Annotated in this window: 18 protein-coding genes and 1 other RNA gene; 2 read left to right on the forward strand and 17 right to left on the reverse strand. The window is 72.2% G+C overall.

Annotated elements, in window-relative coordinates:
• Window positions 1-126: 126 nt before the first annotated feature.
• The 10 genes from AB0O07_RS23125 to AB0O07_RS23170 all read right to left on the reverse strand — a co-directional run bounded on the left by AB0O07_RS23125 (window position 127) and on the right by AB0O07_RS23170 (window position 13,108).
• Entirely contained in the window at window positions 127-408 is a 282-nt protein-coding gene (locus tag AB0O07_RS23125) for an HU family DNA-binding protein (protein WP_004571953.1), read from the reverse strand.
• A gap of 421 nt (window positions 409-829) precedes the next feature.
• Window positions 830-2,257 carry an NAD-dependent malic enzyme gene (locus AB0O07_RS23130; protein ID WP_365636141.1) on the reverse strand — a complete coding sequence of 476 codons (1,428 nt, stop codon included), beginning with the start codon at window positions 2,255-2,257 and terminating at the stop codon, window positions 830-832.
• Between the two features lie 416 nt (window positions 2,258-2,673).
• On the reverse strand, window positions 2,674-5,226 hold the full coding sequence (locus tag AB0O07_RS23135) for a UvrD-helicase domain-containing protein (protein ID WP_365636143.1): 2,553 nt from the start codon (window positions 5,224-5,226) through the stop codon (window positions 2,674-2,676).
• Between the two features lie 110 nt (window positions 5,227-5,336).
• Complete coding sequence (locus AB0O07_RS23140; protein ID WP_365636145.1) at window positions 5,337-6,194, reverse strand: zf-HC2 domain-containing protein; 858 nt, start codon at window positions 6,192-6,194, stop codon at window positions 5,337-5,339.
• Window positions 6,191-6,778, reverse strand: a complete 588-nt coding sequence (locus tag AB0O07_RS23145) for a sigma-70 family RNA polymerase sigma factor (RefSeq protein WP_114624088.1) — start codon at window positions 6,776-6,778, stop codon at window positions 6,191-6,193. The genes AB0O07_RS23140 and AB0O07_RS23145 overlap by 4 nt, the downstream gene beginning before the upstream one ends.
• A gap of 465 nt (window positions 6,779-7,243) precedes the next feature.
• Window positions 7,244-7,867 carry an ABATE domain-containing protein gene (locus tag AB0O07_RS23150; protein ID WP_365636147.1) on the reverse strand — a complete coding sequence of 208 codons (624 nt, stop codon included), beginning with the start codon at window positions 7,865-7,867 and terminating at the stop codon, window positions 7,244-7,246.
• Between the two features lie 109 nt (window positions 7,868-7,976).
• Window positions 7,977-8,588 carry a GNAT family protein gene (locus tag AB0O07_RS23155; protein ID WP_365636149.1) on the reverse strand — a complete coding sequence of 204 codons (612 nt, stop codon included), beginning with the start codon at window positions 8,586-8,588 and terminating at the stop codon, window positions 7,977-7,979.
• Between the two features lie 169 nt (window positions 8,589-8,757).
• On the reverse strand, window positions 8,758-10,071 hold the full coding sequence (locus AB0O07_RS23160; RefSeq protein ID WP_365636151.1) for a uroporphyrinogen-III synthase: 1,314 nt from the start codon (window positions 10,069-10,071) through the stop codon (window positions 8,758-8,760).
• Window positions 10,072-10,194: 123 nt separating this feature from the next.
• Window positions 10,195-11,571, reverse strand: a complete 1,377-nt coding sequence (locus tag AB0O07_RS23165; protein WP_365636152.1) for a nitrate/nitrite transporter — start codon at window positions 11,569-11,571, stop codon at window positions 10,195-10,197.
• Between the two features lie 343 nt (window positions 11,572-11,914).
• On the reverse strand, window positions 11,915-13,108 hold the full coding sequence (locus AB0O07_RS23170; RefSeq protein ID WP_365636154.1) for a helix-turn-helix domain-containing protein: 1,194 nt from the start codon (window positions 13,106-13,108) through the stop codon (window positions 11,915-11,917).
• A gap of 601 nt (window positions 13,109-13,709) precedes the next feature.
• Here AB0O07_RS23170 and AB0O07_RS23175 point away from each other — a divergent pair.
• Entirely contained in the window at window positions 13,710-14,906 is a 1,197-nt protein-coding gene (locus AB0O07_RS23175; protein WP_365636155.1) for a glutamate--cysteine ligase, read from the forward strand.
• Between the two features lie 184 nt (window positions 14,907-15,090).
• Window positions 15,091-16,344 carry a LacI family DNA-binding transcriptional regulator gene (locus tag AB0O07_RS23180; protein WP_365636157.1) on the forward strand — a complete coding sequence of 418 codons (1,254 nt, stop codon included), beginning with the start codon at window positions 15,091-15,093 and terminating at the stop codon, window positions 16,342-16,344.
• A 111-nt stretch (window positions 16,345-16,455) separates the two neighbouring features.
• Here the strand turns inward: AB0O07_RS23180 and AB0O07_RS23185 are convergent, their stop codons facing one another.
• The 7 genes from AB0O07_RS23185 to AB0O07_RS23215 form a co-directional block, all read right to left on the reverse strand.
• Complete coding sequence (locus tag AB0O07_RS23185) at window positions 16,456-17,901, reverse strand: acyltransferase (RefSeq protein ID WP_365636159.1); 1,446 nt, start codon at window positions 17,899-17,901, stop codon at window positions 16,456-16,458.
• Window positions 17,898-20,060, reverse strand: a complete 2,163-nt coding sequence (locus tag AB0O07_RS23190; RefSeq protein ID WP_365636266.1) for a bifunctional polysaccharide deacetylase/glycosyltransferase family 2 protein — start codon at window positions 20,058-20,060, stop codon at window positions 17,898-17,900. The genes AB0O07_RS23185 and AB0O07_RS23190 overlap by 4 nt, the downstream gene beginning before the upstream one ends.
• Window positions 20,061-20,372: 312 nt before the next feature.
• Window positions 20,373-21,299, reverse strand: coding sequence for a hypothetical protein (locus AB0O07_RS23195; RefSeq protein WP_365636161.1), 927 nt, complete (start codon window positions 21,297-21,299; stop codon window positions 20,373-20,375).
• A 154-nt stretch (window positions 21,300-21,453) separates the two neighbouring features.
• A complete protein-coding gene (locus AB0O07_RS23200; RefSeq protein ID WP_365636163.1) occupies window positions 21,454-22,404 on the reverse strand; it encodes a LysR family transcriptional regulator in 951 nt (316 codons plus the stop codon).
• Window positions 22,405-22,687: 283 nt separating this feature from the next.
• Window positions 22,688-23,074, reverse strand: a transfer-messenger RNA (tmRNA) gene (ssrA, locus tag AB0O07_RS23205).
• 119 nt (window positions 23,075-23,193) lie between these two features.
• Window positions 23,194-23,673 carry an SsrA-binding protein SmpB gene (gene smpB, locus AB0O07_RS23210; RefSeq protein ID WP_365636165.1) on the reverse strand — a complete coding sequence of 160 codons (480 nt, stop codon included), beginning with the start codon at window positions 23,671-23,673 and terminating at the stop codon, window positions 23,194-23,196.
• Window positions 23,674-23,741: 68 nt separating this feature from the next.
• Window positions 23,742-24,989, reverse strand: a complete 1,248-nt coding sequence (locus tag AB0O07_RS23215) for a S41 family peptidase (RefSeq protein WP_365636166.1) — start codon at window positions 24,987-24,989, stop codon at window positions 23,742-23,744.
• Window positions 24,990-25,028 lie beyond the last annotated feature (39 nt).

The raw sequence follows: 25,028 nt of genomic DNA on the forward strand, positions 1-25,028 counted from the left end.
CCGCTCTCCCCGGAGCGGGGCCACCGGCGTTCCCGGGGCGGTTCCGGCTCCGGACGGGGGCGTACGCAGCGGAGGCGGCCCCCCGGTCGGGGGGCCGCCTCCGCGCTTCGCCTGTGGGTGTGCGGGTTACTTGCCCTTGGCGGCTTCCTTGAGCTTGGAGCCCGCGGAGACCTTCACGCTGTAGCCGGCCGGGATCTGGATCGGGTCGCCGGTCTGCGGGTTACGAGCTGTGCGAGCGGCACGGTGGGTGCGCTCGAAGGTCAGGAAGCCAGGAATGGTGACCTTCTCGTCGCCCTTGGCGACGACCTCGCCGACGGTCTCGGCGAGAGCGGCCAGCACAGCGTCGGCGTCCTTGCGGGTCACCTCGGCGCGGTCGGCCAGGGCGGCCACCAGCTCACTGCGGTTCATGTTTGTACTCCCGTGTTCTTCTTGCCTGTGAGGCGTGAGATCGAAGCCGATGCTGCCAGGGCCCTCGGACAGTCCCCGGACCCGGGTCTGCGGACAGACCCTCGCGCCCGAATACGCATCCTGCCCCCACCAGCGGCGGGAAAGCCAATCCGGCACCCTCCGGAGCCGGCCGGAGACCGCCACCGCCTCGCCGTCGTGACGTTCCGTCGACTCTGTGGGGACTCCTCGGAGCCTTTACGGGGCCCCGTGAGCCCGCTGTGGGCCCGTCGGAGGCCCGGAAACCTCCCCGGAGCTGCGGGGCTCATGGTCCGTCACCCTAGAGGGGCCCGCGTGGCCCGGCGAATCGCGACGCGCCGGGCACCGGGCGGACGTGAGATGCGCCGCAGTGACGGCTACCGTGACCGGCCCGGGGTGGGCATGGTCACACCGTGGGGGCGGCGGCGCTCTCGGCCGCCTTCGCGGCGTCCCGCACGGCGCCCGCGACGGCGCCCGCCACCTTGTCGTTGAAGACGGACGGCACGATGTAGTTGGGGTTCAGCTCGTCCTCGGTGACGACATCCGCGAGGGCGGTCGCGGCGGCGAGCATCATCTCCGTGTTGACGGTACGGGACTGGGCGTCCAGGAGGCCGCGGAAGACCCCGGGGAAGACCAGCACGTTGTTGATCTGGTTGGGGAAGTCCGAGCGGCCGGTGGCGACCACGGCGGCGGTCTCGCGGGCGACCGCGGGGTCGACCTCCGGGTCGGGGTTGGCCAGCGCGAAGACGACCGCGCCGTCCGCCATGGCGGCGACGTCGTCGCCGTCCAGGACGTTGGGGGCGGAGACGCCGATGAAGACGTCGGCGCCGACGACGGCCTCCTTGAGGGTGCCGGTGATCGCCTCGGGGTTGGTGTTGTCGGCGATCCAGCGCAGCGCCGATTCGGGGGCGGCGTCCACCAGGTCGGCGCGGCCCGCGTGGACCACGCCGTGGATGTCGGCGACGACGGCGTGCTTGACGCCCGCCGCGAGGAGCAGTTTGAGGATGGCCGTACCGGCGGCGCCCGCGCCGGACATGACGACCCGGACGTCGCCGATGTCCTTGCCGACCACGCGCAGCGCGTTGGTCAGGGCCGCGAGGACGACGATGGCGGTGCCGTGCTGGTCGTCGTGGAAGACCGGGATGTCCAGGGCCTCGCGGAGCCGCGCCTCGATCTCGAAGCAGCGGGGCGCGGAGATGTCCTCCAGGTTGATGCCGGCGAAGCCGGGGGCGATCGCCTTGACGATGGCGACGATCTCGTCGGTGTCCTGGGTGTCCAGGCAGATCGGCCAGGCGTCGATGTCGGCGAAGCGCTTGAAGAGGGCCGCCTTGCCCTCCATGACCGGCATGGCGGCCATCGGGCCGATGTTGCCGAGGCCGAGGACGGCGGAGCCGTCCGTCACGACCGCGACCGTGTTCCGCTTGATGGTCAGGCGGCGGGCGTCCTCGGGGTTCTCGGCGATCGCCATGCAGACCCGCGCCACGCCGGGCGTGTAGACCATGGAGAGGTCGTCACGGTTGCGGATGGGGTGCTTGGACGCCATCTCGATCTTGCCGCCGAGGTGCATCAGGAAGGTACGGTCGGAGACCTTGCCGAGGGTGACGCCCTCGATCCCGCGCAGCTCCGAGACGATCTGGTCCGCGTGGGCGGTCGAGGTGGCCGCGATGGTCACGTCGATCCGGAGCTTCTCGTGGCCGGATGCGGTCACGTCGAGGCCGGTCACGGAGCCGCCGGAGGACTCCACGGCCGTGGTGAGCTGGGAGACCGCGGTACCGCTCGCGGGCACCTCCAGCCGGACCGTCATCGAGTACGAGACGCTGGGCGCCGTTGCCATGACCGATTTCCTCTTCTTTCCCTAGCCGCTTTTCCGCACCGCGGGAACACTTGTCCGCGCGGCGCCCTCGAATGGTCGCACCTACCGGCCGGTAACAGGTAATAGCGGCGGATTCAACGAAAGCAGGCCCTCACCAGGGAAAGGTGAAGGCCCGTTGAAAGGAAGGTAAAAGAAGGCGACACCGGCCCGCCATGCTCGCCTCGCGGCAAGTGGTCGCTCGTAGCGACGAAGGTTGGGCCCGGGGGCTTGGATCGGGCCGGTGTCTCCCCCAGGCTAACAAATCACCCCGGGAAGTGACTCGCTCCTCGCGAGTTGACCGTAAGTCAACGTACGGGGTCAACCCACGGCCGGGGCATCCCCCGGGCGGGCGCCCCGGGGGCCCGCCCCGGAGACCCGCCCCAGGGGCGCCCCGCCCGTCACTCCCTGAGCAGGTCGGGGACGCCCGCGGCGTCGGGTTCGTCGCGCGCCGTCGACACCACCGTGAGCTGCTGGGTCGCCCGGGTCAGCGCCACGTACAGCACCCGCAGCCCCGCCGGGGACTCGTCGGCGATCTCGGCGGGCGAGACCACGACCGTCGCGTCGTACTCCAGCCCCTTCGCCTCCAGGCTGCCCAGCGCGACCACCCGGTCGCCGAGCCCGGCGAGCCAGCGCGCCGCCTGCTCGCGCCGGTGCATCGCGACGACGACGCCCACCGTGCCGTCGACCCGCTCCAGCAGCCGCCGCGCCTCCTCGGTCACGGTACGGGCGAGCTCCCCGCCGTCCGGTACGACGGCGAAGCGCGGCCGTACGCCCGTGGAGCGGACCGCGCGCGGGGACTCCATGCCGGGCATGGCGAGCGCGAGGACCTGCGCGGCGAGCGCGGCGATCTCGGCCGGGTTGCGGTAGTTGACGGTCAGGGTGAAGTGGCGGCGCGGGCGGGTGCCCAGCGCCTCGTCCCTGGCCTCGGCCGCCTCGTCCGGTTCCGACCAGGAGGACTGCGCGGCGTCCCCGACGACGGTCCAGGTGGCGGTGCGGCCCCGGCGGCCGACCATGCGCCACTGCATGGGCGTCAGGTCCTGCGCCTCGTCGACGATGACATGCGCGTACTCGGTACGCTCCGCCGCCAGCCGTTCGGCGCGCTCGCGCTGCGACTCCTCGCGCCGGGGCATCAGCTCCTCCACCCCGGTGAGCTGGTCCAGCGGGTCGAGTTCGCGGCGCACCCGGGGCCGGGGCGGGGCGCCGAGCACGGTCTCCAGCTCGTCCAGGAGCGCCACGTCGTGGACGGAGAGCGGCCCGGTGCCGTCCGGGCCGAGCCGCTTGAGGGAGCGGGCCAGGCGGCGGCTCTCGCCCTGGTTGAGGACCCGGCGCGACCAGCGGCCCAGGCGGCGTTCGTCGGCCATCGCGGCGAGCACGCCGCGCGGGGTCAGCTCGGGCCACCAGGCGTCGAGGAAGGCGGTGAAGGAGTCCTCGGCGGTGACGTCCTCGTCGAAGGAGGAGCGCAGTTCGGCGGCGAGTTCGGGATCGGTGTGCCGGCCCGCGCTGCCGGAGCGCGCCCAGAGGGCGTCCAGCAGGAGTCTGCGGGCCCTGGGTCTGAGCAGGTTGACGGGGGCGGTGCCACCGAGCACGGTGTGCCGGATACGGCGGAGCTCGTCCGCCTCCACCTCCAGGCGACGGCCGAAGGCGACGACGCGCAGCAGGTCGGTACGGACCGGAGCGCCGGCCCCGTACGCCTCGTCGGTCTCGCCGATCCCGCCGGTGTCGTCGGGGGCATCCGCCGCGTCGTCGTCCGGTACGTCGAAGGCGAGCTGCCCGGCGGCGCCCGTACCGCCCGTACGGCCTGCGCCGCTCGTACCGCCCGCGCCGCGCGTACGCCCCGTACCGCCGCCGGCGCCGCCGTCCTCCAGCACCCCCCTGGCGGCCTTGCGCAGCACCTTCACCATCCGGGCCGAGCCCTTGACGCGGGCGACGGCCGGTTCGTCGTACGCGGTGGCCTCGGCGCCGTCCACCAGCGAACCGACGGCCCGGATCGCCACCTGGCCCTCCTCGCCCAGCGAGGGCAGCACGCCCTCGGTGTACGCGACGAGCAGCGGGGTCGGCGAGACGACCAGGATGCCGCCCGCGTACCGCCGCCGGTCCTGGTAGAGCAGGTACGCGGCACGGTGCAGCGCGACGGCGGTCTTGCCGGTGCCGGGGCCGCCGGAGACCTCGGTGACGGAGGCGGCGGGCGCCCGGATCACCAGGTCCTGCTCGGCCTGGATGGAGGCGACGATGTCCCGCATGGTGTGGCTGCGGGCCTGTCCGAGGGCGGCCATCAGCGCGCCGTCCCCGATCACCGCCAGCCGCTCGCCGCCGAGCGAGGCGGTCAGCTCGGGGCGCATCAGGTCGTCCTCGACGCCGAGGACCCGGCGCCCCTTGGAGCGGATGACCCGGCGCCGTACCACCCGTCCTGGCTCGACCGGCGTGGCGCGGTAGAAGGGCGCGGCGGCGGGCGCGCGCCAGTCGATGACCAGCGGCGCGTAGTCGGAGTCGAGCACGCCGATCCGCCCGATGTGGAGCGTCTCGGCGATGGCGGCCGTACGGTCGGCGCCGATCGCGTCCTCGGCGGGCTCGACGGAGGTGTACGCGCCGTCGGGGCCCTTCTGGCCGTCCTTGCCCTGGAGCAGGTCGATCCGGCCGAAGAGGAAGTCCTCGAACTCGCTGTTGAGCCGGTTGAGGTGGATCCCGGCCCGGAAGACCTGGGCGTCCCGCTCGGCGAGCGCGCCCGGCGTACCGACCTGCCCCCGTTTGGCGGCGTCGTTCATCAGGAACTCCGCCTCGTGGATCTTCTCCTCAAGGCGGCGGTACACCTGGTCGAGATGGTGCTGTTCGACGCCGATCTCACGGACGCGTACGGAGTCGTGCCCCGTGTCGCGCCCGGGACCGGCGGCGGGTCCAGCGGGTTGAGCGGATTCAACAGCGGCATCCTGCGCGGCCACCGAGGCCCCCTTCATGACGTGCGTCGGGCAGCCGTCAACCGTACGCGAAGGGGGCACGTATGTCAGGCGTCGATCTTCGCCTGTGTCCTGACCGCTGTCAGGCGTTCACCGTCGGGCGTTCACCGTCAGGCGTCCATCCGTACGAGCAGCTTGCCGTCGATGGTGTTGCGGACCTCGAAGTGATCGATGTCGCCCAGCTCCATCGAGGTGCTCCCCGTGATGTACAGCGGCTGCTTGCCCTGCGGATTCGGGCTGTCGGCGAGCCCGTATCCCCAGCTCGGGACGGACCAGGAGGCCATGACGTCCTGCTCGCCGGTCTTGGAGACGGCGACGATGTTGCACTTCAGGGGACCCTTGACGTTCTTCAGTTCCAGGGTGCCCAGCGTGCCGTACGCCTTCTCCTCCAGCGCGACGGTGCCGCTGACCTTGGTGTCGGCGTCGGTGGCGCCGACCTTGTTGGTCATATGGCTGAAATCCTGCGCCAGGGTGGAGCGGGACGCGATGTCCTTGGTGCCGTCGGCCCCGCCCTGGACGGCGAATCCGACGGCGACGGGGCCGCCGACGATCAGCGCGGCAGCGGCTGCGACCAGGTAGAGCCCGCGGCGCTTGCGCTTGGCGCGCTTGGCCGCGACCTCGTCGACCAGCTTGTCGAGGAGCTGGGGACTGGGGCGTACGGAGACGGACGGGGTCGGGAGCTGGGCCAGCGACACCGGGGGCGAGCCCGGTGGTCCGATCGAGGAGACGGAGGCCAGCGACCCTGCCGACGTCTGGGAGCCGAACGGGTCGGGGCTGTCCGCGAGCATCGCGAGCATGGGTTCCATCCCGGAGAACTCCTCCAGATGGACCGCGCAGATCCGGCATCCGGCCAGATGCGCCTCGAAGACGGAGGCGTCGACGTCGTCCAGGATGCCGAGAACGTACGCTCCGACGGTTTCATGCACTGAACTTTCGTCGCCCAGTCCGTACTGCTCGTGCGTGGTCATGCCGAGACCCCCCTCTCCTCCAACGCGAGCTTCATCGAACGCAGTGCGTAGAACACACGGGAACGCACGGTCCCGCTGGGTATGCCGAGCGTCTCGGCCGCTTCATTGACGGTACGCCCCTTGAAGTACGTCTCCACGAGTACTTCCCGGTGGGCGGGGGTCAAATCCTCAAGGGCATCTGAGAGCGTCATAAGCCACAACGCCTTGTCGATCTCGTCCTCCGCGGGCATGACCTCCAGCGGCGAGGGATCGACTTCCTGCGGCCGGGCCTGCCGGCTGCGGTGTCCGTCGATCACGATCCGCCGTGCGACCGTCACCAGCCAAGGTCGGACAGAGCCGGTCGCACGGTTGAGCTGACCGGCGTTCTTCCAAGCACGGATGAGCGTCTCTTGCACGACATCCTCGGCTCGCTGGCGGTCGCCCGCGACGAGACGCATGACGTAGGCGAGCAGCGGTCCGGCATGTTCCCGGTAGAGGGCTCGCATCAACTCCTCGTCTGGTGCGGGAGTGTTGGTGCGCGGTGTCGCGCTCCGGTGTCGGGCCCGGTGAGGGCGGTCATCGGCCACGGCCGCATCTTTGCGCACCTAAACCTCCCGGTCGAGACCTTCATGGCTGCTTCTCCCTCATCACTACGGAAGCCCGAGCGGGGGTACTCAACGGTTCCGAAAAAAGTTTCAAGATCTTTTGGATGCGCTCCCAGGCCTCCTGAGCGGGTTCGCGCCGGTCCGGGCCTCGCTCCGGGATTCGTGCAGAACTCGTGGAGGACATGTCCGCGACTCGCAAAGGGGCATGCAGAGTTGGCTTGAAATAGGCCAAGAAGCCCCTGGAATCGGCCGGGGAGGCGCCCTTGCCGGGCCGTCCGGAGTGTGCGGGACGGCCGGTTGTGTGGCCATTGGTGCACTCCAGGGGTGCGCCGGGGCGTAAACCTGTTGTGCGCCGGAGTGCGCCCTGGGGTGTGATCAGGGTCGAAATCCGGGTCACCGTCAGGGCCGGTTCAGGGGCGCGCGCACGGGACAAATCCCGCATAACGGGAGTCCCCTGAGCGGGTCTCAGCCCTGTGTGAGGGCGGCGCGGCGGCGGTGCCGGGCGACGCGTTCGCGATTTCCGCAAACTTCGCTGGAGCACCAGCGGCGCCGCCGGCCGCGCGAGGTGTCGAGGTAGACCCGCCCGCACCGGTCCCCCTCGCACCGGCGCAGCCGGGCCCGCGCCTCCTGGTCGGTGAGGAGGTCCACGGCGTCCCGGGCGACGGCGGCGAGCAGGGCGGCGCACTCCGGCTCGGCGATCGGCGCCCGTACCAGGGCGCCCGCCTCGTTCCGTACCGCCCGGATCCCCGGCGGCGCGGCGGCGGCCAGCGCGTTGACCCGCTCCAGCGCCGCGGGCGCCGCCCGGCCGTCGATCTCGGCCCGCACCAACCGCCCTATCCCGTCCCGGAGTTCGAGGAAGGCACGGACCCAGCGGGTGTCGATCCCGGTGAGCGGGGTGCCGGGCGGCAGCAGTCCGGCGCCGAGCAGCCACCGCCTCAGCGGCCCGGCCCCGTCGAGCCGGCCCCGTCCGCCCGCGCCCGGCTCTGCGGTGGCCACCAGATCCAGGCAGACCCGCCCGGAGTCGAACCGCCAGCCGTACGCGCCCGTGCCCGCCGCCGTACCTGCCGTACCCGCCGTGCCCGCCGCCATGCGCCTGTCACCGCCTCGGGTTCACTCACACCGTGGGTGCCGTGTGCCGTGCTCCCCTCAGAGTGCCCGTCCGGCGGCGCCGCCGGAACCCCTCCTGCCGGGGAGGGGGTCAGGCCGCGGTGTTCGGGGGGCCGTTGTGCAGGATGCGCTGGAAGAGGCGGTGGTCCTGCCAGGCGCCGTGGATGTGCAGGTACCGGGGGGCGACCCCGATCTCCTCGAAGCCGCATTTGCGCAGCACGCGCTGGGAGGCGGCGTTGTCGAGGAGGGTGCCCGCCTGGACCCGGTGGAGCCCCAGCTCCTGGTGGGCGGCGCGGCAGACCTCCTCGACGGCGTACGTGGCGAGCCCGCGCCCGGTGTACCCGGCGTCGACCCAGTACCCGAGATCGGCGCTGCGGAACGGCCCGAGGACGAGGTTGGAGAGGGTGAACTGGCCGACGACGAGGTCCCCGTCGCGCAGATGCCAGAGCCGGAGGGAGGGATCGGCGAGCCGGTTGACCTGGGCGCGGACGGTGAAGTGGTCGGCGGGCCGGTCGGGCCCCCAGCGCCGCATGTGCTCCCGGTTGCGTATGAGGGAGGCGAGGAGGGCTTCGGCGTCATCGGGGGTGGCGGGCCGGAGCCGGACGGAGGCGTCCGGGGTGGGCTCGGGGGTGCCCGGGGTGGGCTCGGGGGAATCCGGGATCGGCGCGGGGGTGCCCGGGGTGGGCTCGGAGTCAGGAACCATGCGCGTACGGTATCCACACGGGCCCCGTACACACCCGCGCTTATCCACGCCCCTCCAGCTCCCCCTACGCACCCTCGGTGCCTGCGGTGCCTGCGGTGCCTTCGGTGACTTCGGCGCTCTCCGTACCTTCCGCGCCTTCCGAGACTCCCGCGCCTTCCGAGACTTCCTCCTACGTCCCCTCTGATCCTTCCTCGGCGTACTTGGAGTCGGCCGAGGGGTCGAGGGCCAGCCGGTAGCCGCGCTTGACCACGGTGTGGATGAGCTTGGGGGCGCCGAGGGCGGTCCGCAGCCGGGCCATCGCCGTCTCGACGGCGTGTTCGTCGCGCCCGGCGCCCGGGAGCGTACGGAGCAGGTCGGCCCGGGAGACGACCCAGCCGGGCCGCCGTGTCAGGGCCTTCAGCAGCGCCATGCCGGCGGGCGGCACCGGCCGGAGTTCGCCGTCGACCAGGACCGCGTGGCCCCGTACCTCCATCAGATGGCCCGCGACCGGCAGCGTACGGGCGCGGCCCGGCAGCTCCGCGCAGAGGAGCTGGACCAGCGGGCCGAGCCGGAAGCGTCCTGGCTGGACGGTGTCGATGCCGCGCGCCTGGAGCGGCAGCGCGGTGACCGGGCCGACGCAGGCGGCGAGGACGTCGTGGTGGAGGGCGTCGAGGAGTTCGGGGAGGCGGCCCCGTTCCTCGGCGCGGGCGAGGAGGGAGGCGACGGCGGGCGCGCTGGTGAAGGTGACCGCGTCCACGGTACGGGCCACGGTGGCGTCGATCAGCCGGTCCACGGGGCCGAGGTCCTCGGGCGGCATCCAGCGGTAGACGGGGACGACCACGACATCCGCGCCGCCCGCCCGGAGCGCCTCGACGAAGCCGGGCAGGGGTTCGCCGTGGAGCTGGAGCGCGATCCGGCGCCCCTCGACGCCTTCGCCGAGGAGACGTTCCAGGACCTCGGCCATCGATTCGGAGGTGGGCGACCAGGCCTCGGTGAGCCCGGCGGCCCGGATGGCGCCCTTCACCTTGGGCCCGCGGGCCAGCAGCTCCACCCCCCGCAGGCAGCTCAGCAGCTCTTCGCCGAGCCCCCACCCGTCGGCGGCCCCGACCCACCCCCGGAAGCCGATGGCGGTGGTCGCGACGACGACATCCGGCACCTGCCCGATGAGCTCCTTGGTGGCGGTCAGCAGCTCCGCGTCGTCGGCGAGCTGCACGATACGGAGGGCGGGGGCGTGCACGACGGAGCCGCCGCGCCGCTGGAGCAGCGCGGCGAGTTCGTCGGCGCGGCGCGCCGCCGTGACCCCGATGGTGAACCCGGCGAGCGGGCCGTGCCCCTGCGGGGGCCGGCGCGGCTGGTCCTGCGACTGCGGGTCCTGCGACGGCCGGTCCGGTGGCTGCGAGTCCTGCCGCTGGAGGTCCTGCGACCGCGGGTCCTGCGACGGCGGGCCTTGCCGCTGCGGGTCCTGCCGCTGGGGGTCCTGCCGCTGCGGGTCGTCCATCTGCACGTACATCTCCTCTCACCCACGTCCCGGCCACACCTCCAAGCCGTACCGAGCCTGTCAACACCGGATGACAGCCCCGGTACGCCACCATTTCACCGGCGTTAAGACACCCCGTGGCAGCCTGGCCTACACCTCGGCATAACTGAGCGTGGGCTTGCTCTCGGCGCGTACGGCGCCGGCCGGCGCCTTGCGAAGGTATACCGCCCAGGTGAGGGCGAAACAGCAACCGTAGAACACGAGGAAGGCGAGGAACGCCGAGGTCCCGGTGCCCGCCGTCTGGAACGACTGCCGGAACGCGAGGTTGATGCCCAGCCCGCCGAGCGCGCCGACCGCCCCGATCAGGCCCATGGAGGCCCCGGAGAGCCGCCGCCCGTACGCCGCCGCGGCCTCCCCCGTGAGCCCCCGCTCCACCGCCCTGGTCCGGAAGATCCCGGGGATCATCTTGTACGTGGAGCCGTTGCCGAGCCCGGAGAGCAGGAAGAGGGCGACGAAGCCGATCAGGAAGACGGTCAGCGACTCGATGACGGAGGCGAGGACGACGACGCCGGTGGCGAGGGCCATGGCCGCGAAGTTCCCCAGGGTGATGCGGGCGCCGCCGTACCGGTCGGCGAGCACCCCGCCGACAGGCCGTATCAGCGAACCCAGCAGCGGCCCGATGAAGGTGATGGAGGCGGCCTGGAGCGGCGTCCGCCCGAACTGCGTCTGGAGCACGAGACCGAAGGCGAAGCTGTACCCGATGAACGAGCCGAACGTACCGATGTAGAGGAACGACATGATCCAGGTGTGCCGGTCCCGTACGGCTTCCCTGGCGGCGCCGGTGTCGTTGGTGACGGGGGTGAGGTTGTCCATGAAGAGCGCGGCGCAGACGGCGGCGCCGATGATCAGCGGCAGGTAGATCCCGAGGACGATCCGGGGGTGGCCGGCCCCGGCGGTCCCGATGACCAGCAGCCCGATGAGCTGCACGACGGGCACGCCGACGTTGCCGCCACCGGCGTTGAGCCCCAGGGCCCACCCTTTCTTCCGCAGCGGAAAGAAGGAATTGATGTTCGTCATGGAGGAGGCGAAGTTCCCGCCCCCGATCCCGGCGAGCGCGGCGACGACCATGAAGGTGGTGTACGAGGTGCCGGGCTCCATGACGACGTACGCGGCGACGGTCGGGACGAGCAGGAGGAGGGCGCTGAAGACGGTCCAGTTCCGCCCCCCGAAGCGGGCGACGGCGAAGGTGTAGGGCACCCGCACGATGGCCCCCACCAGGGTGGCCGTCCCTATGAGGAAGAACTTGCCCGCCGGATCGACCCCGTACTCGGGCCCCATGAAGAGCACCATGACGGACCAGAGGGTCCAGATGGAGAAGCCGATGTGCTCGGAGACGACGGAGTAGAGCAGATTCCGCCGGGCGATCCGCTCCCCGCCCTCCCGCCAGAAGGTCTCGTCCTCCGGATCCCAGTGCTCGATCCAGCGGCCCCCTTTACGTGCTGCGACAGTGGTGCTCGGGGCAGTCATCACGCCTCCACGGACGGGGTTCGGTAGATGGTCCCGACCGTAGATACGGCGCGTTTCACCCCCGTGCCTCAACATGACCGGAGCGCAACCTTGCTCTCACGCGGGGGCGGGGCTCGATGTGAGCGGGGGTGCGTACGGGGCGGCGCCTGCGGCCCCCGCCCGGCGACGACCGGGGGCGGACTCGCGACCGGGGCGTCAGGCGGGACGGGCCCCGGGCTCCCCGGGGTTTTCGGGCCGTCGGAGGGCAGGTCGGCGCCACGTCATGCGGTCACGCTATGGAACGAGACGAACACAGCCCAGCGCCGAGCGGCCCCAGTCCGCTGATCGGGTAGGGCGGGGCGTCCTACCCGATCAGGCCGAGTCGGTCGGCGAGCCCCAGCAGAGCCGTGTCGCGGCGGGGCGCCCGTTCGCGGAGGTCTGCCACCAGGCGGCGCGAGGTCGCGTGGTAGCGCATCCACTCGGGCGCGGCCGACTCCGCCTTCAGCAGCGCCCCGGCCGCCGCCCGGTCCTCGCCGAGACTGTCGTAGGCCAGCGCCCGGTCGACGTGGAACCGTGCACGCCAGGTCGGGGGCAGCGAGCCGAGCCCCGGGACGCGGGACGCCGCGATGGCCTGGGCGCCCCGGTCCATCTCCACCAGAAAGTTGACGTGGGCGACGGCCGCGTTCGTCGGCCCGAACGGGGTCGCGTGGACCAGACGGTCCTCGCCCATGCTCCCGGCGGCGCCCCGCGCCATCCGCAGGAACTCGTTCACGGCGTCGTACTTCTCCTGCCGTACCGCCGCCGTCGCCGCGCGCAGCAGCAGGATCCCCCACAGCGCCAGTTCCTCGGGGGCGGACCGGAAGGACGGTTCGATCTGTTCCGCGCGGGCCAGGGCGACCTGTTCCGCGTCGGCCAGGCGGCCCTGCTTGGTGAACACCCAGGACAGCGTCGACGCGGTCAGCGTCTCCAGCGCGGGGTCGTCGCACTGCTCGATCGCGAGCAGGGAGCGCTCCATCGAGGTGAACGCCGCGTCCTCCTTGCCCAGCGCGGTCAGCGTCGTCGCCGCGACCTGATACGCCACGGCGAGAACGGAGTTGGCCGCGGCCCGGTCCGCCCCCGTATAGGCATGGGCCGCAGTGCGCGCGTCCCGGATCAACTGGGGCAGCAGCGCGCCGATCTCCGCCATGCGCCCGTCACGGCGGATGACCTCCGTCGACGCCAGAGCGGCCCGGAGTGCCTCGACGGTGGGCGGTTCCTCGGGGTCGGCGTCCCCGCCCAGCAGGTCGGATACGGGGGAGACCGCTTGCCGGAGCGCGAGCACGGAAGGGAGCGCGCTCTCCTCCGTGGTGCGCACATCGAAGGTGGTGGGCTGGCCGACGAGATAACTCGGCTCCGTGTCCAGGGCACGCGCGAGTGCGTTGATACTGGACAACCGGGCGGTCTGGCGCCGCCCCTGTTCGAGCTTTCTCACCACGTCGACCGAGAGCCCGGCACGCTCGGCCAGTTGCTCCTGGGTCATCCCCCGCCGGAACCGCAGCTCCGCGATGCGGTCGCCCATGCTCGATGACGCGGCTCTCATCGTTACCCCCGCCAGAAGGTGAGCTTCCACGGTACGCCCAACCCCGGCGGACCACCCCGCGTGCCCTACCACCCCGGGAGGGAACAGGGGCGCGGCCATACCCACGGGCGGGCTGAGCCCAACTCAGGCGGCGTCCCAGAGACCGGCCATCGGGCGGCGCGCCCCAGCGCCCAGCGGGGAGTTGCGTGCCCGTGGCCGCACGCTGTGGACTGCCCGCACGGCGACGCGAGTGCGCTACCTGATCGCCTGCGCGGCGGGCCCGACCCAGTACCCAGTACATCGACCACGGCGTACGCACCGCGCAGGCCGCACGCCGGGATGTCCTGCATCGCGGCCGGAGCCGACTCCCTCTTCGCCGAGGAAGTCACCGCCCGGCGTGCACAAGCCGTACGGGCCGTCGTCCGTGGCCCCCGGCGGAGGTCTTCGGCCATCCGTCGTTCCGTTCGGGGCGCGTTCGGGCGTACGTGGGGGATTGCGGGTGCCGCCGGTGGAAGATGCTCGCGTGGAGAGACGGCAGGACCGTAGCCCGAGCATTCCCCGCAGTGCCGGCGTTCCCCAGGGCACCGGCGTTCCCCGGAGCGTGAGCGCTCCCCAGGGCGTCGGTGTTCCCCGGAGCGCGGGCGCTCCCCGCGCCGCCGGCGGGGGCGGGGCCGGGGGGCGGGGGGCCCGGCTCACCGTGGGGGTGGAGGAGGAGTTCCTCCTGGTCGATCCGGGGACCCGGGTACCCGTGGCCCTGGCCGGGCCCGTCGTCGGGACCGCCCGGCAGCGGCTCGGGGGGCTGGTCGCACCGGAGTTGACCCGGTATCAGGTCGAGACCCGCACCGAGCCGCACCGCCGGATGGACGCGCTCGCCGAGCAGCTCTACGTCAACCGGCTGTACGTGTCCCGGGCGGCCGCCGCACACGGGGCCGGGGTGGTCGCCACGGGTACGCCGGTCCTCCCCCCGGCGGGTGCGATGGCGTTCATGCCCGGGGAGCGCTACGAACGCAGCGCCCGCAGGTTCGGGGCGCTCGACGAGGAGCAGGTGTGCTGCGCCTGCCACGTCCATGTCGGGATGGCGAGCCGAGAGGAGGCCGTTCTCGTCAGCAACCACTTACGGCCCTGGATCGCCGTGCTCACCGCCACCGCGGCGAACTCCCCGCTCTGGGACGGCCGCGACACCGGGCACGCGAGCTGGCGCAGCCTCTGCTGGGCGCGGTGGCCGGCCGCGGGACCCCCGCCGTACTTCGACTCCGCCGCGCACTACGACGACGCCGTCGCCACCCTCGTCTCCAGCGGCGTGGTCCTCGACCCCGCCGGGATCTACTGGGACATCCGGCCCTCCCACCACCTCCCCACCCTGGAGATACGCCTCGCCGACGCGGGCCTCACCGTCGACGACACGGTGCTCTTCGCCGCGCTGGTCCGCGCCGCCGCGGCGACCGCGCTGGACGCCGTACGCGCGGGCCGGCCCGCCCCGCGCCCCGACCCCCATCTGCTGCGGGCCGCGTCCTGGCGCGGCGCCCGGGAAGGGCTCACCGGGGCGCTCCTGGACCCGGTCAGCCGCCAACTCACCCCGTCCTGGCGCCGGATGCGCCACCTGTTAACCTGGATTCAGCCCGCCCTGGCCCGGCACGGCGACACGGCTCTGGCCGACCGGCTGATCTCCCGGCTCACCCTCCACGGCACCGGCTCGGTCCGGCAGCGCGCCGCACTGCGACGCCGCCGACAGCCTGCGGACACCGTCGACTACCTCCTCGCCCATACCCTCAGCGCGCCCGTCGTCCACCACCGCTGACCGGGTATCGCGGGCCTCCGGGGCACCAGAAGACCCACAAGGCCCCCAAGGAACGGGGCTCGGAGCCGTGCCCCCGCCGATATTCGGACCACTCGCCGCCGTACTCCGTTTATCGTTCCGAACCGGGGGCGCCTGACCACGCGTCGGATCCGGCCGGCGCGGCGCCCGTACACAGAGGAGACCGATGGCAGGTACGAGGACGAGGCCCGGCGGGTCCGGTACGTCCGGTAGGGGCGGCAAGACCGGTGGGGGCGGCCGGGGCAACGGCCCCAACGGCCCCAACGGCCCCACCGACCGGCCGGTCACCCTGGCCCAGGTGGCCCAGCGCGCCGGAGTCTCCCCACAGACCGTGTCCAACGCGCTCAACTCGCCAGAGCTGCTCGCACCGTTGACCCTCGAACGGGTCCGCCGGGCCATCTCCGACCTCGACTACCGGCCGCACCAGGCCGCCCGCGCCCTGCGCACCCGATCCAGCAGGCTCATCGGATACGGGGTCACGCCGACGCCCGACGGGGTGTCCGGGCCCGTCATGGAGCACTTCCTGCGCGCCTTCTCCCGTTCCGCCAACGCCTCCGGATACCGGGTCATCCTCTTCACCGCACCCGTCGGCGCGGAACACGAACCCGACTGCTACGCCGACCTGCTGAAGGAACAGCCGGTCGACGGCTTCGTCCTCACCCACACCTACCGGGGCGACCGCCGCCCCGCCTGGCTGCGCCAACGCGGGGTCCCCTTCGTGGCGTTCGGCCGGCCCTGGTCCGCCGCGTCCGGCAAGTCCGCCACGTCGGGCACGCCGGTCGCGTCCGCCGGGGACTGGGTGGACGTGGACGGCGCGCACGGCACCGCCGCCGCCGTCGACCACCTCGTCTCCCTCGGCCACCGCAGGATCGCCTTTCTCGGCTGGCCCAAGGGCTCCGGCGTCGGCGACGACCGGGCCGACGGCTGGCGGACCGCGATGCGCCGCCACGGGCTCTCGATACGGGGGCTCCGGGCGTACGCGGTCAACGAGGTCGACGCCGCGCGCGAGGCGGTGGCCCCCCTGCTCCGTCACGGTACGGGCGCCGGTACGACCGCCCGTAGGGCCACGCGCACAGCCAGCCGTACGACCGCCGTGGTGGCCGCCAGCGACACCCTCGCCCTCGGCTGCTACCGGGCCCTGCTGGACGACGGGCGGGCACCGGGGCGGGATGTCGCGGTCGTCGGCTTCGACGACTCCTCCGCCGCCGCGCTGATCTCCCCCAGCCTGAGCAGCCTCCGGCAGCCGCTCGCCGAGGTCGGGCGCGCCTGCACCCGGCTCCTCCTCGACCGCATCAAGGACCCGGACGGCGAGCCCGGACAGGTGCTCCTGAACCCGGAGCTGATCGTCCGGGAGAGCTCCGGCCCGGCCGTCGGGGAAGGGGAGGGAGCAGGGGAGCGAGTAGAGGAAGGAGGTAGGTAGGCAGGGAAGGAGGTAGGCAGACAGGAAGCAGTAGGCGGCGGAGAAGAGGTACGGGGTACGGGGGTACGGGGCCCGTCCCCGCCCTGTCGACGGGCCCCCGCAGCCCGCCCCTCAGCGGGACCTGGCCCGTGCGCCCTTCCGCTCCCCGGTCCCCCGCGTCTCGCCGTTCGGCCACAGCCTCGGGCGCCGCTTCGCCGCCAGGTCCTCCACCCATCCCATCGCCAGGATCGCCAGGCCGATCATCGGCCACACCAGCACCACCGGCAGGATGTCGTACGAGGCGTTCAACTGCTCCTCGAAGCCGCTCAGCCCCGGCACGTTCCAGAGCTGGTCGATCATCGGATACGTCAGCATGATCAGCAGGTTGTGCCAGAGGTAGATCGTCACGGCCCGGTTGTTCGCCAGGGTGACCAGCGGGTCGAACTGCTTGATCTTCGGCGGCAGTTCGCGCCACGACGGCGAGTACTGGAGCAGGATCGCCACGAACCCGAGCGACCACGTCGCCTGCGCCAGCGGGATCTCGTCCAGGTTCCACCCCTCGTCGGTGAGGTGCCCGGAGGCCCACCACAGGCCGAAGGCCATCGTCATCGACGCCAGCGAGACCGTCAGATAGCGCGGCACCTTCTGGAACAGGCCGTCGTTGTGGGCGAACCCGAGGATCCAGCACGCCCCGTACACCGCGAAGTCGGTCAGCGCCTCGCCCGACTCGCCCGGCACGGTGACCAGTCCGGTGCCGATGACCGCCGTCAGCGCGACCGGGAAGACCAGCGTGACCCGGGGCGCGCGGCGGAACGCCCGTACCAGCAGCGGCGAAAGCAGCACGAACCACAGATACGCGCGGATGTACCAGAGCGGGCCCGCCGTGTCGTCCGCCCACGTCGTGTCCAGGATGCCGCTGCCGTCACCGCTCTCCGCCGGGTACGGCGGGGTGCCGATCGGGAGGAGGTAGTCGAGGAGCCGGACCAGACCCCACAGGCCCTCCTCACGGAACGGCTTCCATCCCATCAGGAACATCACCGGCACGATCAGCGCCGCCAGCGCCCACATCGGCGGCAGCAGCCTGCGCAGCCTGCCGCGCAGCACACTCCACGGCGGGCGCTTCTCCAGCGACCGGGCCATCAGGGAGCCGGCCAGCGCGAACATCACGCCCATGGACGGGAAGAGGATCGTCAGCCACGCCCAGCCGAAGATGTGGAACACGACGACACGGACGAGCGCGATCGCCCGCAGCAGGTCCAGGTAGCGGTCCCGTCCCGAGGGGCGGGGCGATGCCGACGGCTCCGGCTTCGGCTTGGTGAAGGCGGGAGCGGGAGCGGGGGTGGGCGTGGGTGTGGGCGTGGGGGTGCTTGTACGGTCGTACGCGCCCTCCCCCGTCGGCTGCGCCGGGATGTGGACCGGGATCCGGGCCGGGTTCGCCGCCGGGGCCGGATGGTCGTACGGGCCCTGCCGGTCGTACGGGCCCGGGTGGCCGCCCGAAGGGACCGTACCCCCGGGGCCGCCGCCCGTCGCGCCCGTACCGCCGCCCGTACCTCCGCCGTTCGAGAAGTAGTCGCTCATGCCACCGGCCTCCGGTCCGTGCCCATGCCCTGCCCCTGGCCCTGGCTCGTGTTCCGTGCCCCGCGTCCGCGCGGCTGCGGGATGGCGCCGGGGGCCTCCACCGCGCCCGTGCGGCGCAGCTTCTGCCAGCGGAGGCGGCCACCGGTGAGGGCGGTGATCCAGGACTGGAGCAGCACCACGTACATGAGTTGGCGGTAGAGGATCTGCTGGAGCGGGAGGGAGATCAGGTGGGTCATCCGCTCCCCGTCGAGCCGGAAGGCGTACGCCGCGCAGACCGCCTGCACCGCCAGCACGCCCAGCCACGCGCCGACCGTCTTCTCCGTCGGGCCGAAGACCAGGCCGTAGACGAGGAAGACATCGATCAGCGGGGCCAGCAGCGGCGCCAGCACCATGAAGAGCGAGACCAGCGGGAGTCCTACCCGGCCGAAGCGGCCGGAGGGGCCGCGTTCGACGACGGCGCGGCGGTGCTTCCAGATCGCCTGCATCGTGCCGTAACTCCAGCGGTACCGCTGGGACCAGAGCTGCTGGACGGACTCGGGCGCCTCGGTCCAGGCGCGGGCGCGCTCGGCGTAGACGACGCGCCAGCCGTCCCGGTGCATGGCCATGGTGATGTCGGTGTCCTCGGCGAGGGTGTCCTCGCTCATCCCGCCGACCCGCTCCAGCGCCTGCCGCCGGAAGGCGCCGATCGCGCCGGGGATGGTGGGCATGCAGCCGAGTACGTCGTACATCCGGCGGTCGAGGTTGAAGCCCATCACATACTCGATGTGCTGCCACGCCCCGATGAGTGTGTCCCGGTTGCCGACCTTGGCGTTGCCCGCGACCGCGCCGACCCTCGGGTCCGCGAACGGCTGCACCAGCTCCCGTACGGTGGACGGCTCGAAGACCGTGTCGCCGTCCATCATCACGACGATGTCATGACTCGCGTGCGCGATGCCGTTGTTGAGGGCGGCCGGCTTGCCGCCGTTGGGCTGGCGTACGACATGGACATTGGGGAGCCACATCGCCTCCACGATGTCCGCCGTACCGTCCGTCGAGCCGTCGTCGATGACGATGACCTCGATCGGATGTTCGCTCGCCATCAGGGAGTTGACCGTGTTGGCGATGCACTCGCGCTCGTTGTACGCGGGGACGAGCACCGTGACCGGTTCGGTGACCTCCGGGCCCCAGCTGAAGCCGCGGCGGCGGACCTTGCGGGCGTGGGCGAAGGAGAGGATGAGCATCATCCCGAACCGGGAGATGACCAGGACCCCGATGACGGCGAGCCCGCCGACCAGGACGGCGGTGATGTTGTCGGAGAGCGCGACGGCGGCGACCCACGCCTTGCCCTTCCACAGCTCGAAGCCGGTGACCGGGGTATGGGCGCTCGAAGCGCCCAGCGCCTCGGTGAGGTTGGTGAAGGCGTAGCCGCGCTTCTGCATCTCGGGGAGGTAGCGGCCCAGCGCCTCGACGGTCTGCGAGCGGTCGCCGCCGGAGTCGTGCATCAGGACGACGGAGCCCTCGTGGCCCTTGGGCGTGGCGCCCTCGATGATGGCGTCGACGCCGGGGCGCTTCCAGTCCTCGCTGTCGAGGGAGTCGAGGACGGTGATGTAGCCCCGGCTCCCGATGTACTCCGTGACCGGCCACGACTTGTTGTCCATCGCGTCGGCGAAGGAGGAGTACGGGGGCCGGAAGAGGGAGGAGCGGATCCCGGCGGCGCCCGCGAGGGAGAGCTGGTTCTGGGTCAGCTCCCAGTCGATGCGGGACTTCGTCTGGTAGGAGAGGTCCGGGTGGTTGAAGGTGTGCAGCCCGATCTCGTGGCCCTCGTCCACCATCCGCTTGACCAGGTCCGGGTAGCGGGAGGCCATGGTGCCGGTGACGAAGAAGACGCCGTGCGCGTCGTACTTCTTCAGCTCGTCCAGCACCTTGGGGGTCCACTCGGGGTCCGGGCCGTCGTCGAAGGTGAGGACGAGTTTGCGGTCCGGGATGTCGATGGACTGGGCGGCGCCGGTGCCGCGCGCGTCGATGACCGGGCCGCCTTCCAGGATGTGCTGGGGGACCTGGTCGGTGTCGGCGGGCGGGCGGACCCGGTGGTCGGCGAGGATCTCGCTGTGGACGTAGCCGCGGAGCATGAGCATGGCGGCCATGGCGGCGAGGACGAGGACGGGCAGCAGGTAGCGCATGGGCAGTCTGCGGCGGCGCGCGGCCGGGGCGGACTTGGCTGCCCTCGCCGGCCGGGGCGGTTTCGGCGGGCGGGACTGCTTGCGGTGGGTGGAGGGGGTGGAGTACGGCGAGGGGGTGCCTGGGGTGGTGTGGGTGCCCTGGGTGGGGCGGGGAGGTTCGCCGAAGGCGCCGGGGCCGCCCTGGCCGCCGGGGGCGGTGGGAGCGCCGGTCCCGGGCGGGTCGGTGCGGGCCCAACTGGGGACGTGGCCGGGCGCGGTGTCGCGCGGCGTGGCCTGGTGTCGCCGGGCCCGCCTGCCGGACGGATTCATCTGTTACGCGCCTTCCGCGGCCTGAGGAGCGTCGTCGCCCGACGGCGGGTCGACGGGGGTGTTGGAGTCGACGGGGTCCGGGCTGGTCCCGGTGGCGGGCGCGCTCGGGGTGGCGTTCCCGCCGCCCGTGGCGCCCGTACCGCCGCCGTTGTCGGATCCGGTGCCGGGCTCCGGGGAGCCGCCCGGGGCCGGGACGGTGCCGGAGTCGGGGGAAGAGGCGGTCGGGGAAGGGGAGTTGGTGGTGCCCGGCGCGGAGCCGGTGGCGCCGGTGGTCACGGTCCCGGGGTTACGGGAGACGACGGTGTCCCCCGGGTCGGTGGCCGAGGGCGAGGCGCTCGGGTCCCCGCTCGGGCCCCCGGCGGACGGGGATTCCGAGGGGGCGGGCTGTATCTGTACGGTGTCGGGGTTCTTCTTGTCGGCGAGCCCGGGTATGGGCAGCCAGGGAGCGGAGGAGTCGCCGCCGACGAGGGCGGCCACGACGGTGACCGCGTAGCAGGCGCAGGCGGCGGCGACGACCCAGCCGGCCCGGCGCAGCTTCTTGCTCCGCCGGCCGCTCTCGTCCACGAAGACGGGGCCTTCCGGCGCCTCCGGCTCCAGTTCCGACAACTCCGAGTGCTCCGAGCGCTCGGAGCGCTCCGACGGAGCGGGGGCCGATGCGGGGTACGTGCCCGGGGCCGGGCAGGAACCCGATGCCGGGTACGCGTTCGACGCCGGATACGAGCCCGGGTACGGGCCCGGCTCCGCGGCGAGGGCGGCCTCGGCGTCCACACTGACGGTTCTCATGGCTCTGGTCGGCGCCTCGGCCCCCGCACCCGTGGGCAGCTCGGAGAGCTGCCGGCCGAGGCCGTCCATCTCGACGGTGACGTCGTTCGGCTCATATGTGTGCCCCGTACGGGCACCTTCGCGCCAATTTTCCACTGAAGTGCGCACATCCCCCACCACTGAACGATTTGGGTGCATACACAACTGGCCGATTCCGTCGCCGGATCCCCATCCGAACCACGCGTCACTATCACACCGCACCCGGACAACGAATGTAGCGCACGGAGAGAGTGTGTGGATCCGGTTCACAAGTTGTGACGTATCAAAGCAATGACCGTGGTAGGAGGAGATGAGCAGGGTCGCTTTCCAGCCATCCGCCCTCCGCCGCGAGAACGGTGGCGGCCGCCCTGAGCGCCCTCAGGCCCGGATGACGCCCCCCTTTGCGCCAGACGAGCGACAGCGGGGCGAGCGGCACGGGATCGACGAGCGGACGGAGCACTGTGTCCGGCATCACCGGGAAATCTACGACGGCCAGCACCAGTTGGCGATGTTTGGCCATGACTCGGCGGAACTCCTCGGCCCCCACGGCCATCGGCGCGGGCGCGGCCACCTCCGCCGGGCGCCCCGCGAAGAGGTGCCGGGCCAGCGCGGTCCACTCGGCGGTCCCGGGGTTCCCGGCGCCCGCGTAGACCCGCTCCCCCGCGAGCGCGCCGAGCGGCACCTCGGGGAGCGCGGCGAGCGGATGGCCGGCCGGCACCAGCACGGCCAGCGGTTCGTACCGTACGAGCTGATGGTCCAGCCCGGCGCGGAGAGCGGGGGCGAGACCGCCCACGTACCCGAAGGCGGCGTGGAGCCGGCCCGCCAGGATCTCCCCCGCGGCGCCGGTCAGCCCGGAGCCGAAGCGGGCCATCAGCTCCTGCTCCGGGGCGAGTTCGCGGGCCCGGGCCAGCACCCGGCCGGAGATCAGGCCCTCGGTGTTGAGGTCCACGAGCAGGGGCGTCATCGCGCCGCCCGCACAGGCCGCCAGCAGCTCATCCTGGGCGGCGAGCATCCGCCGGGCATACGGAAGCAGCCGTTCGCCGTCCGGGGTCAGGGTCACCTGGCGGGTGGTGCGTACGAACAGCTCCGTACCCAACTCCCGCTCCAGGCGGCGTATATCGCGGCTCAGCGCCTGCTGGGCCACATAGAGCCGGGCGGCGGCGCGGGTGAAGTGCAGCTCTTCGGCGGCGGCGGTGAAGGCGCGCAGCAGCCGGGGGTCGAGATCCTGGGGCACACCTCAGTGAACCGCCGCCGCACCGCACTGACAACAGAATTGTGTGAATGGCGGCTGACCAGGTGTTGGACCGGGCGGGGCGCGGACCGCGAGGGTGGGGGCATGCCGCTTCTCCCGTACAGACCCCCGCAGTTCGCCCCCGCCCGCCGGACCCCGCCGCTGGAGGCGGCCGTGACCGGGTCCACGCTGGTGGTCACCGCATGGCGCGCCCGGCGGAAACAGAAAAGCGGCACCTCCCGGGTGGAAGGTGCCGCTCCTCATAAACATGGGTGGAGATGGTGGTGAGTGGAGATGGCGGGAATCGAACCCGCGTCCAACGGTGCGGAACCAGGGCTTCTCCGAGCGCAGTCCGTTACGATTTTCTCGGCCCCGGAGATCACACGGACAAGTCTCCGACGGGCTCAGTCACTGTTTGATTTCCTTCCGCGCCCCGCGACCGGGCTCGGAAGTTTAGTCCCCTAGCTGATGCCAGGATCCGGGTCGGGAACAGCCCCGGGCTGACACTCCGCAGAGTCTTCGCTAGCTGCTAATTAGGCAGCGAGGGCGAAGGCGGAGGAATCGCGCTTGGAATTGGCGATTATTGTTTGCGACATATGGTTTACGAGATCATTGCCGCTTCCTCGGCTCGCTTCCCCTGCTTCGACATCCGCTGTCGAAACCGATCATCCCCATGTTTATTTTTCAAAATGTGCGCCCACTGCGGGGTGCACGGCCCATGGTACGTGACCGACACCGCCACGTGCCAGCCCATTGATCCTCCGGGCGATCCCTCGGGGATCCCCCGGACGGTCAGGCGCGCTGGCGGCGCTTGACCGCCGCGATGGCGCGGTCGGTCTCACGCCGGTCCTGCTTCTCGCGGAGCGTCTGGCGCTTGTCGTACTCCTTCTTGCCCTTCGCGAGCGCGATCTCGACCTTGGCCCGGCCGTCCTTGAAGTAGAGGGCGAGCGGCACGATCGTATGACCGGTTTCCTGGGCCTTCGACTCCAGCTTGTCGATCTCGGCCCGGTGCATCAGCAGCTTCCGCTTGCGGCGGGCGCTGTGATTGGTCCAGGTGCCCTGGGTGTACTCGGGGACGTGGATCTGGTGCAGCCACGCCTCGTGCCCGTCGATCTGCACGAAGCCGTCGACCAGGGAGGCCCGCCCCTGGCGCAGGGACTTCACCTCGGTACCGGTGAGCACGAGACCGCACTCATAGGTGTCCAGAATGAGGTAGTCGTGCCGCGCCTTCTTGTTCTGCGCAATGATTTTGCGCCCTTTTTCCTTAGCCATGGTCCCCCCATTTTCGCACCCCCGCGCAACTCCTTTACGCGGCGGAGCGCCGGGCCCGTACCCGGGTGTCAGTCGGCGCCGCCGCCGAGACCGGTCAGCACCGTCCTGGCGCGCTCCTGGGCGCCCGCGCCGACCTGGAGGTCGGGGGTGACGCCCTGGCCGTCCACGCCGTGCCCGGCCGGGGTGCGGTAGTGGCCCACGGTCAGCTCGGCGACCGAGCCGTCCGGGAGCCTGCTCGGCATCTGCACCGAGCCCTTCCCGAAGGTCCGCGAGCCGACCGTGACCGACCGGCCCCGGTCCTGGAGCGCCCCGGTGACCAGCTCGGCCGCGCTCATCGTGCCGCCGTCGACCACCACGACCAGGGGGCGCTCGGTGTCGCCGCCGGGCTCCGCGTAGAGGGCGCGCTGCTCGCCCCGTACGTCGTACGTGGCCACCAGGCCCCCGTCGAGGAAGGCGGAGGTAGCCGTCACCGCCTCGCTGACCAGCCCGCCCGCGTTGCCCCGCAGGTCGAGCAGGACACCGGCGCCCTTCGGCGCCGCCAGCACCGCGTGGCGCACCCGCTCGCCGGTGCCCTTGGTGAAGGCGCCGACCTTGATCCGGAGGGCGCCGCCCTCGATCGTCTCGACGGTGACGGACTCGGTGGTGAGCCGGGCGCGGCGGAGCCGCTCGGTCCAGTGGTGCCCCGCGCGCTCCAGGCCGAGCGCCACGGCGGTGCCTGCCGTGCTCTCGCGGGCCGGGTCCGCGCCGGCCGGGTCCGTGCTTCCGGCGGTCTCGTCGGCCTCGGCGGCCTCCACCGCCGTCGTACGCCGGTCCCCGCGCAGCAGCGCCATGACCTCCGTGACGGGGCGCTTGGCCATGGTGCGGCCGTCGATCTCCCTGATGATGTCCCCGGCGCCGATCCCGGCCCGTTCGGCGGGACCGCCCGGCTGCACCCGGGTGATCTCGACCAGGCCGCCCGCCGTACGGCGGGCCCAGATGCCGACGCCCGTGTACGCGCCGTCCAGGGCCTGCCGGAACTCCTCGTACTCCCGCTTGTCGTAGACGGCGCCCCAGCGGTCCCCGCTGCGGCTCACGACCTCCTCTGCGGCGTCGGTGCCGGAGGCGCCCTCGGCCATGGCGTCGGCGGCGGCCCGCGCGACCTCGTCCCGGTCGGCGGTCGAGGCGACGGGCGCGGCCTGCTCCCGTACCGGCTCCTCAGGGGTGCGCGGCAGCGAGTTCGTCGCCGCGGCCGTGGCGAGCACGGTCGCGAACACCAACGTCAGGGCCGCCCCGCGGCGTAAACCGCAGGGTCTGTGAACCGCCTCTGAACCGGACATGGCGTTGAGTCTAGGACAACGCGACCCAACCGGACGGTG

This window comes from Streptomyces sp. NPDC093085, assembly GCF_040683935.1.
Classification (GTDB): Bacteria; Actinomycetota; Actinomycetes; order Streptomycetales; family Streptomycetaceae; genus Streptomyces.